This is a genomic window from Streptomyces acidiscabies (assembly GCF_020010905.1).
In the GTDB taxonomy this organism is placed as follows: domain Bacteria; phylum Actinomycetota; class Actinomycetes; order Streptomycetales; family Streptomycetaceae; genus Streptomyces; species Streptomyces acidiscabies.
Map to the genome: position 1 here is coordinate 3,322,719 of NZ_JAGJBY010000002.1, position 13,313 is coordinate 3,336,031.

The 13,313-nt window shown below is 73.3% G+C and carries 16 protein-coding genes; 15 read left to right on the forward strand and 1 reads right to left on the reverse strand.

The genetic code is table 11. The features are described from left to right. The first annotated feature begins 736 nt into the window (after nt 1-736). The 15 genes from J8M50_RS41265 to J8M50_RS41335 all read left to right on the forward strand — a co-directional run bounded on the left by J8M50_RS41265 (nt 737) and on the right by J8M50_RS41335 (nt 11,896). Entirely contained in the window at nt 737-1,048 is a 312-nt protein-coding gene (locus J8M50_RS41265; RefSeq protein ID WP_078480685.1) for an SH3 domain-containing protein, read from the forward strand. Between the two features lie 93 nt (nt 1,049-1,141). Continuing rightward, on the forward strand, nt 1,142-1,621 hold the full coding sequence (locus J8M50_RS41270) for a hypothetical protein (RefSeq protein ID WP_010352568.1): 480 nt from the start codon (nt 1,142-1,144) through the stop codon (nt 1,619-1,621). Further along, nucleotides 1,618-2,061 (forward strand): hypothetical protein, encoded by a 444-nt coding sequence (locus J8M50_RS41275; RefSeq protein ID WP_010352569.1) that lies wholly within the window; start codon nt 1,618-1,620, stop codon nt 2,059-2,061. The genes J8M50_RS41270 and J8M50_RS41275 overlap by 4 nt, the downstream gene beginning before the upstream one ends. 10 nt (nt 2,062-2,071) lie before the next feature. Continuing rightward, entirely contained in the window at nt 2,072-2,482 is a 411-nt protein-coding gene (locus J8M50_RS41280) for a hypothetical protein (RefSeq protein WP_010352570.1), read from the forward strand. A gap of 40 nt (nt 2,483-2,522) precedes the next feature. Further along, nucleotides 2,523-3,377 (forward strand): winged helix-turn-helix transcriptional regulator, encoded by an 855-nt coding sequence (locus J8M50_RS41285; RefSeq protein ID WP_010352571.1) that lies wholly within the window; start codon nt 2,523-2,525, stop codon nt 3,375-3,377. After that, on the forward strand, nt 3,374-3,907 hold the full coding sequence (locus J8M50_RS41290) for a hypothetical protein (protein WP_010352572.1): 534 nt from the start codon (nt 3,374-3,376) through the stop codon (nt 3,905-3,907). Before J8M50_RS41285 ends, J8M50_RS41290 begins: the two co-directional genes overlap by 4 nt. Beyond that, nucleotides 3,904-5,139 (forward strand): MFS transporter, encoded by a 1,236-nt coding sequence (locus tag J8M50_RS41295; RefSeq protein ID WP_029183690.1) that lies wholly within the window; start codon nt 3,904-3,906, stop codon nt 5,137-5,139. The genes J8M50_RS41290 and J8M50_RS41295 overlap by 4 nt, the downstream gene beginning before the upstream one ends. Before the next feature lie 20 nt (nt 5,140-5,159). Further along, nucleotides 5,160-5,465, forward strand: coding sequence for a hypothetical protein (locus J8M50_RS41300; protein ID WP_010352574.1), 306 nt, complete (start codon nt 5,160-5,162; stop codon nt 5,463-5,465). A gap of 93 nt (nt 5,466-5,558) precedes the next feature. Then, nucleotides 5,559-6,776 (forward strand): ATP-grasp domain-containing protein, encoded by a 1,218-nt coding sequence (locus tag J8M50_RS41305; RefSeq protein ID WP_010352575.1) that lies wholly within the window; start codon nt 5,559-5,561, stop codon nt 6,774-6,776. Further along, entirely contained in the window at nt 6,773-7,942 is a 1,170-nt protein-coding gene (locus tag J8M50_RS41310; protein ID WP_010352576.1) for an MFS transporter, read from the forward strand. Before J8M50_RS41305 ends, J8M50_RS41310 begins: the two co-directional genes overlap by 4 nt. Further along, entirely contained in the window at nt 7,939-8,598 is a 660-nt protein-coding gene (locus J8M50_RS41315; RefSeq protein ID WP_010352577.1) for an HAD family hydrolase, read from the forward strand. The genes J8M50_RS41310 and J8M50_RS41315 overlap by 4 nt, the downstream gene beginning before the upstream one ends. Before the next feature lie 41 nt (nt 8,599-8,639). After that, nucleotides 8,640-9,482: an SPDY domain-containing protein gene (locus J8M50_RS41320; RefSeq protein WP_010352578.1), complete on the forward strand. Its 843-nt coding sequence runs from the start codon at nt 8,640-8,642 to the stop codon at nt 9,480-9,482. Nucleotides 9,483-9,519: 37 nt separating this feature from the next. Next, complete coding sequence (locus J8M50_RS41325) at nt 9,520-10,008, forward strand: hypothetical protein (RefSeq protein ID WP_010352579.1); 489 nt, start codon at nt 9,520-9,522, stop codon at nt 10,006-10,008. Between the two features lie 48 nt (nt 10,009-10,056). Next, the gene (locus tag J8M50_RS41330; RefSeq protein WP_010352580.1) at nt 10,057-10,848 is read left to right on the forward strand and encodes an SPDY domain-containing protein; all 792 of its coding nucleotides are present in this window, start codon (nt 10,057-10,059) and stop codon (nt 10,846-10,848) included. Nucleotides 10,849-10,879: 31 nt separating this feature from the next. Then, entirely contained in the window at nt 10,880-11,896 is a 1,017-nt protein-coding gene (locus tag J8M50_RS41335; protein WP_029183692.1) for a SpaA isopeptide-forming pilin-related protein, read from the forward strand. 142 nt (nt 11,897-12,038) lie between these two features. Here the strand turns inward: J8M50_RS41335 and J8M50_RS41340 are convergent. Next, nucleotides 12,039-12,883, reverse strand: a protein-coding gene (locus tag J8M50_RS41340; protein WP_370516674.1) for an IS5 family transposase whose coding sequence is annotated in 2 segments (ribosomal slippage) — nt 12,039-12,544 and nt 12,544-12,883 — 846 coding nt in all. Because the reading frame shifts where the segments join, the coding sequence is not laid out codon by codon here. Between the last annotated feature and the right edge of the window lie 430 nt (nt 12,884-13,313).

Below are 13,313 nucleotides of genomic sequence, written 5' to 3' on the forward strand. Positions count from 1 at the left end.
CCTCGGCTTCTACCGGCAGGTCGGCGTCCACGAGGACATGCTCGTTCCTCTCGCCGAGCACAACTCCCCCGACGGTGTGCACAGTTACTACGTCCTGTTCGACCGCACCGCCGAGTACGGGCATCCGGGTCTGGCGCCGTACCTGGCCGTGCACCTGGAACGGGACCAGAGCACAAGGACGTTCGACTTCGAGAAGTGCCGGCTGCCGCTGCCCGCGATGGCGCAGTCCTGGCTGATCCACCGCGGCTGCCCGCCCGACGCCATCGCCCTCGACCCCGCACTGGGGCCGCCACCGGCCGACGCGGAGACCCGCGCGCTGGAGGCACGCCTGGCCGGCGACGGCGATCACTACGCCCTGGGCTACTCCTGCACCAGCGGTGATCCGGACGACATGGTCACCGTCGTCGCCCTGCGCGCCCTGGACGAGAACGCCCTCGGCCCGTTCCGGGTCGTGGTCGAGGAGGTCGACACCCTCGCGTGGACGCACACCCTGCGCGCCTCGTCCGGCCGCTCCCGCGAAGCCCTCTGTCCCGCGTCCGCCGGGCCGCTCCCGCTGAGCCCTCAGCCCGGCGAGGCGCGCAACATAGCCGACGAACGCCGGTTGGCCAAACCGGCATTCGTGCGGACTCTTGTACTGCCGCCGGGACATCTCCCGCGGCCTTTCTTCCCCCCCTTTTTCCTTCTGCACGGAGGTTTCTTCCGCATGCGCCCCATCCGAATCGCCCTGTCCGCGGCGATGCTCGGCACGCTCGCCCTGCCGGTCCTGGCGGCAGCCCCCGCCGGCGCCGCCCCCGCAGCGCTCCCGTCCATCACGACCGGCTGCGAGGACCTGCCGCCGCTGCCGTACTGGGTACACACCAAGGCGGTCACCATCCGCTCCAAGCCCACCACCAGGTCGACCGCGCTCGGTGTCCTCTACAACACCCACCGTTTCACCGTGTCCCGGACGTCCGGCGGCTGGGTGTACATCACCGACCGCACGACCGGCGTCAGGGGCTGGGTGTCCGGCACGTACGTGTACCGCGACATCCGCATGTGCCTCGACTGACACCCGAGTCCAGTCCACGCGCGGGGCGGGCCGTCCGCAGGCGACGGCCGCCCCGCACGTCCGCCCGGCCTTCCCTGAACAGGAGTCCCTTCTTTGTCCGACGGTGTATCCGATGACGCCGAGGATGTCGTGGGCGTGCTCACGGACCGGATCGAATCGCGGTACGGGATGAGGATGGACCAGCTGCGGGCCGCGGTCGCCGCGGCGCCGTCGGCCCGTCCCGACGTCGCCGGCGCCGTGAGGTGGCACGGCCTTCTCACCGAGGCCCAGGCCGTGCTCGACCGCGCGGAGGACGACCTCCTCGCCGCGCTGGAGACACAGCCCGGTGAGAGCGGCGGCCCGGTCACCGATCTCGCCCGCCGGGTGACCGAGGCCGTCACCGTACGCGACGGCCGGGCCTTGGTCGTGCGGTGGCTCCTCGACCCGGAGGCGGGCGGCAAGGACCTCGCCGCCCGCCTCCGGGCCGCACTGCGCCCGCCATCAGGTCCTGCCGTGCAGACCAGCCCCCCTCGCCGCCCCGCGGGTCCCCCCGCAGCCCATCGGGCGGACCGGGCGGGAGGGCTCGTCCGGTGAACCGGGACAAGAGCAGCACCATGGACAGCGACCTCGTGCGCGTCTTCGGCAACCCGGTCGCGGACCTGTACGGGGCGGTGGCCGCGGACGATGCGTCTCCCGCGCTCGTGCGGGCGCTGGAGTTGAGATCCTTCCTCGTGCTGGCCGAGGAGCAGGTCGCCCGGGTCCGCGACCGCGTGCACGTGAACACGGACCCCGGCCGCGACATGGGCGAGCTGTCGGCGGACCAGCTCGCTCTCGACGCGCAGTGGCTGGAGGCGGCGCTGGACGCCCGTAACGGTTACCGCACCGCTCTCGGTGAGCTGCTGCGCACCATGCCTGCGCCCGGCCCGCGTCCCCGGCCCGTTCGCATGGCGCAGCCCAGGGCCACCATGGCCCTGCCCCCGGCCGCCGCCCCGCCGCCGAGGCCCGCCGGGTCGGTGCGGCCGGGCCGGCCGTGAAAGCTCCCTCGTGTCCCACGTCACGTCCACCGAGATAGCCGGACGGATCGAGGACCTGTACGGCGCGCCGCTCGCCGACCTGCGCGCCCGTGTCCAGGACCAGCCGCCCGGCATGCTGTCCGCCCTGCTCGGCATGCACGACTCCCTCGCTCTCGCCGAGCACGGCATCGCCGTGCACCGCGACCGCCTCGCCCGGCTCGTCCTTGACGAGCGGCGGATCGACGCTCACGAGGTCTCCCACCTGCTCGACGGCGCCCGCCGGCTCGCCGAGGCGGTCGCGGTCCGCGACGCCCAGTCCGCGTCGGCCGCGGCCGTCCTGCAGAGCCTGGCCCGTGTCCCGGACCCGCCCGTCCCGGCACCGTGCCCGCCGCCCGTCGCGGCGCTGCCTCTCGCGGCCACGGCCCCGGCACCCGGCCGATGACCGCAGGCGATCCCCCTCCATCCCCTCCAGGAGTTCCCCCTTGGCCACCGTGCTGCATCCCGACACCGACGCCGACATCGCCCGGGTCACCGAGGCCCTCGCCATGATCACCCCGCGCTGGACCGCGCGGATCATGCTGGCGCTCTCCGGCCCCCCGCAGCGCTACTCGGAGCTCGCGGACAAGCTGCCCTGGCTGCAGAGCGGCCAGCTTCACCCCAAGCTCACGTCCCTGTGCGATGCCGGCCTCGCCGAGCGCACCGAACACAGCGCCCGGCACGTGACCTACGGCCACACCGGGCGGGGCGCGGCTCTGCTGCCGGTCCTGCCGGTGATCGCGGCCTGGGCCGACGAGCATCTGGAGACCGCGGACCGCCCGCCGGCCGCGATCGAGCAGATCGAGGACAGTCTCACCCTGCTCACCCGCCGGCACGCCGCCGCCATCCTGTGGGCGCTGAAGATACGGGGGGCCAGCAGCGGGCGGGCCCTGGCCCGGCTCGTGATGCCCGGCAACGACTGGACGAACATCTACCCTCCGCTGCGCCAGCTTGTTTCCGACGGTCTGGCTGCCACCGGCGGCAACGGACAGCCCTACCGGCTGACCGCGGCGGGCGACGGCCTGGGCCCGGTGCTGGGCGCCCTGTCCGCATGGTCGGCGGGACAGCCCCTCGACCAGGCCGCCCGGCACCCGGTCTGGGGCACCCAGCAGGCGGCGCCCGCCCAGAAGCCGTGGGCCAGCAGCAGTCCCCGCCCTCCCCGGACGGCGCCCCCGCAGCCCCGGACCGGCGAGCCCGCCACACCGGCGTGGCACCACCGCGACCTCTTCTCCCACCCCCCGGCCACCGCCCCTGCCACCCGCCCGGCCATGCCCACGACGGCGGGAGGCCCGCGCCGATGATCCCCCTCCTCACCCCCGACGCCATACACACCGCGGTCGGGCAGCTGTCCTCGCGCGCCCTGATCCGCCTGGTCACCGAGATCGACGACAACGGGGCGATCCCGCCGAGGCGGCTGCCGGCCACCCTGCCCGACGTCCCCGCGCACCAGCTGCGCCGCGCCGCCGGCACCGCCCGCGCCCTCGGCCTCGTCCGCGTCGTGCCCGGATCCGGCCTCCACCTCACCGGAGCGGGCTCCGAGCTGGCCGACCTGTACGACGAGGCCGCGCGCACCGCCCGCCGCCACCATCTCCCGGGCCCGGTCTGCGAGTTCACCGACCGTATCCGCCACGTCCTCGGCCTCCTGGCGCCTGCGCCCGCGACCCGGGACGACGGTGATATCAACGGCCAGGGGCCCGCGACCGCAGGGCACCAGGACGCGGACGGTGCCGCGCAGGGCGAGGTGCTCGCCGGAGTCCGCGTCCTGCTGCTGGGGTGGCTGGCCCGCCATCCACAGGCCGCCCCGCTGCTAGTACTGGGGCAGGCCGCGTGAGCACAGCGGTCATGCCCCGGCACGCGCGCCCCACCGCCGGGCCGGTGCGCGGCATCTACCTGCCGCGCACGGCGGACGCGCTGGCGTTCGCGATGTCCACCTACGGCATCCCGCTGCTGGTCCTGGCCACCACGCGCTCCGCCGAACTGACCGGCGCCGCGTTCGCCCTGGAGTGGATCCCGCGCCTGGCGGCGTTCGGGTGGGCCGGCGCGCTCGTCGACCGCCGGGGGGCCGCCGTCGTCATGCATCTCGCCTCCCTCGGGCGTGCTCTCATGCTCGCCGCGGGCGCCGTCCTGCTCCACCTGCACCCCTCCGGCCCTGCGGCGGGCGTGACCGTGATGGTCCTCGCGGCGACGACCGGCGTGCTCACCGAGTGCAGCTACGTCGGGGCCGAGACGGCGGGCGCGGCGGCCGGCCGCCGCGCGGGACGAGGCGCCCACCGTGTCCAGGCCGTGCTGCTGGGCATCGACCAGAGCGCAGGACTGGCCGGACCGGCGCTGGCCGGTGCCCTGCTGATGGCCGGGGCGCCGGTGATGCTCGCGGCGAGCTGCGGGTTCTCGCTGCTCGCCGCAGTGCTCGCGCTGCGCACACCGCCCTCGCCCGTCGTCCCGGCCCGCGCGCCGAAGACACGGCCCGGCAGCGGACTGTCCACCGGGCTGCGGACGATCCGCTCGCTGCCCGCGCTCGGCTGGCTGGTGGGCGGGCTGGCCCTGTCCAACCTGGCCAGCGGACTCTTTCAGGCGGCCGGTCCGGTGATCGTCGTCCAGCAGTACGGGCAGTCCACGACAGCCGTCGGCCTGGTCTGGTCCGCCGCCGCGGCGGCGACCCTGGTCGCGGTCACCGTCTGCCGGTTCGCGCTCGACCGCCTGGGCCTGTGGCCGGTCGGCGCCGTCTGCGCCGCCATCGCCTCACTCGCCACTCTCGCCGCCGCCCGGGCCCCCGGCTACCCGTCCTACCTCGTCCTGGTCGCGGTCCTCATGGCCGCCGAAGGCGGTCTGACGGTGGTCCTGCGCACCCTGCGCTCGCGCCTGATCCCCCCGGAGAAGGCCGGCACCACCCTGTCGGCGACCATCCTCATCCTGCTGCTGCCCTTCCCCGCCGCAGGCGCCCTCACCGCCCTCACGCCGCCCGACCGGCTGGGCCACGTCATCACCGCCTGCGCCGCACTCCAGGCCCTCGGCCTGGGCGTTGCCTTCGCCCGCCTGCGCACCGATCCCGCCCTGCGCACCTGACCCTGCCTGTGGAGAACCCGATGCCCACCACCGCAGCCACCGGGACGTACCGCGCGAGCGGTCGCACGATCAGCGAACAGTTCCACTCCTTCCACGCCCGCCACCCGCACGTCTACCGGTCCCTGGAACGCATGACGGCCCGGCGCCTGGCCGCCGGCGCCACCCGGGTCAGCCTCAAGCACCTCTTCGAGGACCTGCGCCGCGACCTCCCCGACGGCATCGCCGGCCTGGACAACAACTTCACCGCCCTCTACGCCCGCCTGCTGATCGGCGAACACCCCCGCTGGGCCGCCGTGTTCGAGCTGCGCCGCCGCCGGGCCGCCTGACCCACCCCCTCCCTTCCCCTCCCGTCCAGCCGTCCTGCCGTCCACCGAACCGAACCGATACGGAGAACCTCCCCTTTGCCTGACCGTCCTGTCGTGCTCGTCGTCTCCCCGGGTGACGAGACCTACCGCGGTTACTGCCTTGAGCAGGTCGCCGCCGCGTACGACGTCGTCCTGCTGTCCGCCGCCGAGCCGACGTGGGAGACGCCGTTCATCGTCGACCACGCCGTCGCCGACCCGGCCGATCCCGTAGCCCTGCTCGCCGCCGGCCGGGCCCTGGCCGAACGCCACGACCTGGCCGGGGTGCTCACCTGGGACGAGTGGAACCTCGTGCCCACCGCCCGCCTCGCCCGCGCGCTCGGCCTGGCCTCGCCGTCCGTCGAGGTGATGCGCGGCTGCCGCAACAAAGCTGTCGCCCGCACCCAGTTCGCCCGCCACGGGGTGCCGTCGGCCGCCTCCATGACGGTACGGACCCTGCTGGAGGCCGGCCTGGCGACGATGACGCTCGGCTACCCCGCCGTCATCAAACCCGCCGCGTTCGCCGGCAGCATCGGTGTGCGCCGCATCGACGGCCCCGAAGAGATCCCCGCCGCGTACGCGTTCGCGGCCGAGGGCGCCGGCCGCAGCCGGGAGGACACCAGCGTCCTGGTCGAGGAATACCTCGACGGGCCCGAGGTCAGCGTCGAGTGCGTGACCTTCCGGGGCACCACGACCGTGGTGGCCGTGACCCGCAAGACCCTGGGCGAGCCGCCCTACTTCGAGGAGGTCGCCCACACCGTCGACGCCGCCGACCCGCTCCTGGAGCAGGTCGCCCCGGCCGCCGCTGCCGCGGTCAAGGCCCTCGGCATCACCGATGGCGTGAGCCACGTCGAAATGCGCCTCGTCGACGGCCGGCCCCGGCTGATCGAGGTCAATGCCCGCATCGGCGGGGACATGATCGGCCACCTCGTCCACCTCGCCACCGGCGTCGATCTCCCGCGCGCGGCGGCCGACATCGCCTGCGGACACGCCCCCGACCTCACCCCCACCCGCAGCCGGGCGGCGGCGATCCGCATGATCTACCCCGCCTGCTCCGGCACCCTCACCGCCCGCCACCTGCCCGACCACATCACCCGCCGACCCTGGCTGCGGGCGTGCTTCCTGCGCGACCCCGGCGACGAGGTGACCCTGCCCCCGCAGGGAGACGTGGACAGCGCCCGGGTCGGATTTCTGATCACCACCGGGCCCAGCACCGCCGTCGCCGAGGTACGCCTCCAGGAGGCGTACCGGAGCCTCACCGTCGCCGTCACCCCTCACCAGAAGGCCGCCGGTTGAGCGCCGCCCGCACTGCCGGGGTAGACGGGCGGCGGCTGCTGGCCGGGTACTTCGCGCTGCTGGGGACGGTCATGGCCGTGTGGGGCGCGCGGATCCCGGACGTCCAGCACGCCGCCGGACTGGACACCGCCGGACTCGCGCTCGTCCTCCTCGCCGCCGCGGCCGGCATGGTCACCGGCCTGCGGGCCGGCGCCCGCCTGGTCACCCCCGCCCGCCGGCCGCTCCTGCTCACCGGCTGCGCCCTCGGCCTCGCCGCCGCGCTCGCCGTCCTCGGCCTGTGCCGCACCCCCGCCCAACTCCTCGCGGTCGGCCTGGTGTTCGGTGTCCTCCACGGGATCATGGATGTCGCGGCGAACACGGCCGCAGTCGACGTCCAAGCCGCTCTGGGCCGTCCCGTCATGTCGTCCCTGCACGCCGCCTACAGCCTCGGAGCGCTCACCGGGGCCGGATACGCCGCCCTCGCCGGCCACACCTCGGACACCTCCCACACCTGGCTGTTCGCCGCCACCGCGACCGCCGTCGCCTGCGCGGCAGCCGCCATGGCCCCGGCGGCACACGTGCTCGGAGCGGTGAAGCCGCCCTCCACCGCAGAAACCGCGCCGTCGCGGCAGGGCCTTGCGCAGGCGTGGCCGAGGGGGAGGGTGTGGCTGCTGGGCGGGCTTGCCGCCGGGTGCCTCCTGGCGGAAGGCACTGCGGCCGACTGGGCCTCCGTCCACCTCCACGGCCTGCACGCCACCACCGCGGTCAGCTCCGCCGCCTACGCCCTCTACGCCGCGGCCATGGCCGCCGGCCGGCTCACCGGAGACACCCTCACCGCACGCGTCGGCGCCCCCACCGTCGTACGCGCCGGAGCCCTCCTCGCCGCCGGCGGCCTCACCGCCGGGCTGGCCGCCGGCACCGTCCCGGCGGCTCTGACCGGCTGGGCGGCCCTGGGCCTGGGCCTGTCCGTCACCGTGCCGAGCCTGATCACCGCAGCCGGCCACGGCGGACCCCGCGCGGTCGCCGCCGTCTCGGTCACCGGCTACGCCGGACTCCTCGCCGGACCCGCCCTCATCGGCGCCCTCGCCACCGCCACCACCCTCCCGGCCGCCCTCATGCTGCCCGCCCTGCTCGCGGTCCTCGTCGCCGCCCTCTCCCACCACGCCCTGGAGCACCCCGCCCCGTGACCACCCCGACCCCACCCACCGCGCAGACCGGCATCGACGCCCTGATCATCGACTACAACGGCGTCATCGGCCTCCAGCCCGACGCGGCCCGATGGCGGCGCCTCGCCGCTCTCGCCGGATACCCCGACGCCCACCTCGCCTCGTTCCAGGAAGCGTTCTGGAGCCAGCGGCCGGCGTACGACGCGGGGGAGTGCAGCGACCTCGCGTTCTGGACAGCTGTCCTCGGAGCCCACCCCGGCCCCCGCCTACTGCGCGACCTCGTCGACACCGACACCGCGATGTGGACCCGCACCGACCCCCGCATCCTGTCCGCCCTCGCCCGGGCCCACGCCGCGGGACTGCCCATCACACTCCTGTCCAACGCCCCCGCCCCCCTCTGCGACGTCCTGGACGCCACCCACTGGCGCCGCACCCTGATCACCCACGCCCTCTACTCGGCACGCCTCCACGTGTCCAAGCCCGACCCGCGGGCCTACGAGCACGCCCTGGCCGCCTCCGCAGTCCGCGACCGTGCCCGCGCGCTGTTCGTCGACGATCGGACCGACAACATCCGGGCCGCCGCCGGACTGGGCATGCGCACCCTCCACTACACCGGCAATCCCGAGGACCTGGAGCAGCGCATCGTGCCCAGGAGCACGGGCACTCCCGTCAGCTGACCCCTCACCGATCCGCTCACCACCTCCCTCCTGGACCACCTGTGACCGATCCTGACGACGGCGACGTCTACGTCTTCCCCCGCCACCTCGCCCGCACCACCGCCACCGGCGACCCCGCCCTCGCCCCGCTCCTCGGCCTCGGCTGGGAACCGCGCCACGACGACCTCGGCAACGTTCACCTCGCCGCCCCCGACGGCACGATCCGCCTCGGCTATCTGCCCGAGGGCGAGGACGACGGCCTGTGGCGGATCAACGCCTACGACGACCCGTACGGCCCTCCGGCCTGGGGCATCTGCTGCAACGCCGACTGTCCGACGGAACTCGTCACCGCCGTCACCACGGTGCTCGCCACCGCCTACCGCGCCGGACCGGACACCTACCTCGCCCGGCCCGTCGCCGTCATCCCGGACCGGGACCCCTTCCAGACGGTCTCCCCGCTCATCCGCAGCGGCTGGCTCTTCGACCGGCCCGAACCGGGCATCTTCGCCATCCGCTCCCCCGACGGTCTCGCCCGGCTGGAGTACAACGCCGGCCCGCTCAGGCCGGACGTCGAGCTGACAAGCCGCACCGCGCGCTGGCACCTGTGGACCGGCACCGACGCCGACCGCCCTCTCTGGTACGCCACCGCCACCACCGACACCCCCGTGACCGTCCTCACCGCCATCACCGCATGGGTCAGCGACCCCGCCCCGCTGCTCCGGTGGCAGGACGCCACCTTCAGCTACGCGAAGAACGCCCGCCTCACCCCCGTCCTGCCGCCCCGCCCGCCGGTCCCGACACCGCTCGACGTCCAGCGACCGCGCCGCACGCCCGCACTGACCACCTCGAGCGTCCCGCGCTGGAGCACCACCAGCCGCCCCGCTCTCCCCGGCCCCCGGCGTTGACACCCCGTCACCCGTCACACGCCCGGACACAAACCCCATGGCCCTCCACGCCAGCGAACTCTTCGAGCGCCTGAACCTCCCCTTCGCCGACGGAGCCGTCGCCGGTGACACCTACTGCGCGACCCCTGTCCCCGGCTCCCCGCTGCGGCTGCGCATCAGCCTCTCACCGACCATCCGCACCGACGAGTACGACGGACTGTGCCTCGTCGTCGCCCACACGGAGAGAGGCGTGCTCGACACGGCCACGCTCAGCTTCGCCGGCCGCGGCACCTTCGACCACCGCGACGCCGCACTCGAACGCCGGCCCGGCCAGTCCGGGTACGCCAAGATCCTGGACTTCCGCACCCGCCCCCACCGGAGTCTCTGGAGAAGTGCCCGAACCAGTGCGCTGCGCACCGCGATCGGGCGCTGCACCAGCATGTGGTTCCCCGGCGCCTGGACCACGGCCGCGCCGGGCACCGCAGCGAGGACCGCGTACACGGCTCCCGCCGTGTCGCCCGCCCGCAGCAGCACCCGTACCCACTGAACAACGCCGGCACTTCCGCTCGCCGTTCTTCCCTCCGGAGCCCTCTTCGTGTCGCCTGACCCCTTCCAGAACCTCGATCCCACCCAGCCCGTCAAGGTACTCCCGCGCTACCTGTCCGGCCCCGGTGCGGGGGACCTCTACACGGCCTGGCCGTTGCCTTTCGACGAGGACTGGCTCATGCACCTGCCTGACGACGGCACGGCCTCCGCCATCAGCCCCTGCCTTCGCCTGTGGACCTGCTTCACCCCTGATCCCGAAGTGAGGGCGAAAGGGACATGGACCATTGGCGCGAACCAGGTCCCGTTCGGGCAGACCACCTGGCAGATCACGTTCGACGCCACCACCCCCGTCGAACTGCTCCACGATGTCCACGCCGAACTGCTCGACATCTACCGCGACGACCGCAGCAGCGACCAGGACCGGCTGTTCTGCGACTCCACGGCACCCCAGGAGGCGTACGCACCGCTGTTCGCCCGCGGCTGGACCCACAACGTCAAGACCAACGGCACACAGACCTTCCGCCCGCCCGACGGGCTCGCCGGCATCCTCCACCGCTACGCCACCAAGGACACCTCCGGCCCGGCGTGGCGAGTCTGGGGCGGAGACCCGAGCGAACCGCTCTGGCAGGCGCACTTCTCGTTCGGCACCCCCACCACCCTCGTCGCGGCCTTTACCGCATCGCTGATCTCCACCGAGCCTCTGCAGCGCACCGTCCAGGACATCCCCGTCCCCACCCGCCGTGCCCTCTACATCGCCACTCCCACACCAGGGCAGTCGCACGGCAACACACCGGGTGCGGCTCCGGCGCCTCCCGGCGCGCGTCCGGGCCGCACCAGATGACCCTCCCGCCCCCCTTGACCAAGGAGTCCTCCTGTACGCACGCTTCGTCCGCTTCGCCGCTGTCGCCGCCGTGGTGACCGCCTCCCTCGCCTGGGCGCCGGCCGCGAGCGCCCAGACTCCCGGCCCGGCCCCCTCAGCGTCCGCGGCCGAGGAGACACCGGCCCCGGAGACGGGCAACGTCGAGCTCACCACCACGGACACGGCAGGCGACGCACTCCCCGGCGCCACTTTCCTGCTCCTCGGCTCCGCCGGCCAGGAGGCCGGACAAGCGCAGACCGACGCGCACGGGGAGGCGGTGTTCTCCGGCCTTACGACGGGCGTCTACCGCCTCAAAGAAACATCGACCGGCAGCCCCCTCCACGAGGCCGCCGCCGACCAGGACGTCATCGCCACCCCGGGGGCGACCACCCGGTTGACGGTGACGGACGCGTTCAAGGCCGCCATGGTCCTCGTGCGGGCCAAGGACAGCGAAACCGGGAAGTACCTGTCCGGCGCGACCGTGAACATCGCCACCGGTTCCTCGGCCCGCCTCACCCTGACCACCGGAGCCGACGGCACGGCCTCCGGGCAACTGCCCATGACGAGCCGCAAGACCGAGTTGCGGATCGACGAGACCCGAGCCCCCGCAGGCTACGGCCTCGACAAGCAGACCATGACGGTCGCCGCAGTCCCGGGCAGCACAGCGACCGTGACCCTCATGCACACGAAGACCGCCGCCGGACCCACGAACGATCCGACGCCTACGCCGGTCCCCGCTGCGACCGGTTCCGCGGACACCACACCCAGCAGCGCCGGCGCAGCGGGCCCCGCGCCGCAGAACGGAACCGGCACGCCGGATGCCGCCTCCCCCTCCGCCGCCGGCACCGCCCTGGCAGACGACACCACGCCGACGGCGCCCACGGGCTCCCTCGCCCACACCGGCGCCGATGCCACCGCGTGGCTGGTCAGCGGCGCAGGGGCCCTGATCGCCATCGGCGGATGCGCTCTCCTCGCAGCCCGTCACCGCCGCACGGACAACTTCCCCGCCAATGATTCCTCCACGAGCTGACCTCACCCGTCGCATTCTGCAAAGCCTCCGGAATCATCGATTCCGGAGGCTTTGTCGCAAGTGAGCGTCCGATGCGGCAGGGCAGGGCCCCACCCGCTGTACACGCATGACCCATGGGCGGGACTAGGCCGTTTCGTTTGGATCACCGGGCGGACCAGAGGAAGATGCCTGCGATGTGGAGTCCGGCCAGGTAGATGGTGGCGGTCTTTTCGTAGCGGGTGGCGATGCCGCGCCATTGCTTGAGGCGGTTGATGCACCGCTCGACGGTGTTGCGCTGCTTGTAGGTCTCGCGGTCGAAGGCCGGTGGCCTGCCGCCCCGGCTGCCCCGACGTAGCCGGTGTGCGCGCTGGTCGGCGGGGACCGGGATCACTGCGCGGATGCCGCGCTTGCGCAGGTGCTCGCGGATCGCGCGGGAGGAGTACGCCTTGTCGGCCAGGACCAGGTCCGGCCTGGTGCGGGGCCGTCCTCGCCGGCGGGGAACGCGCAGGCGCGCCATGACGTCGGTGAAGGCGGGTGCGTCACCGGCCTGGCCTGGGGTGAGGACGAACGCCAGAGGCCGGCAGCGGGCATCGGCAGCGAGGTGGATCTTCGTGGTCAGTCCGCCGCGGGACCGGCCGATGGCGTGGTCGTCGGGTTCGCCGGCCGGGGCCCCTTTTTGCGGGCCCCGGCTGCGTGCTGGTGGGCTCGCACGATCGTGGAGTCGACCGAGACGGCCCAGTTGAGGTCCTCGTCCGCGTCGGCCTGGGCCACCAGTGCGGTGAAGACCCGCTCCCATGTGCCGTCGACGGCCCACATCCGCAGCCGGTTGTAGACCCCTCGCCAGTTGCCGTACTTCTCCGGCAGGTGAACCCACTGGGTTCCGGTCTGGAACTTGAAGGCGATCGCGTCGATCACCTCACGATGGTCCCGCCACCGGCCACCTCGCTTCGGCGTCCGGTCCGGGAGCAACGGCTCGATCCGCGCCCACTGCGCATCAGTCAACGGCACACCCGGACCAACGACCGACTGATCCAAACGAAACTACCTAGAGAATCGGGAAGGTTTATGCGGGTAGGTGCCGTTGGGCATGGAGCAGTTGACAGCGGCGGGGCACGGATGCGTACTCGGTCGTCTCGAACCAGTTCGAGGACGAGGGCGTACTCGACGACGAGGGAACGGTCGCTTGAGGGTGATTGGTGAGGTACTGGAATGGATGTCTGTAATGTGAGACGTAGCGGGACAAGGAGACGGACATCCCGATGCGGCTGATGTTCCTGCTGGCACGGGGCTCACCGCGAAGTGCGTGCCGACGAGACCTTGTTCGCTTCGGGGCTGGCGGCAACGCGCGATCGGGAACCCTCAGTGCGTCAGGGCTCGTTGTGGTCATTCGCCAGTGAAGCATCAGGTTGATTACGACTGACGGCACATTCATCCAGCA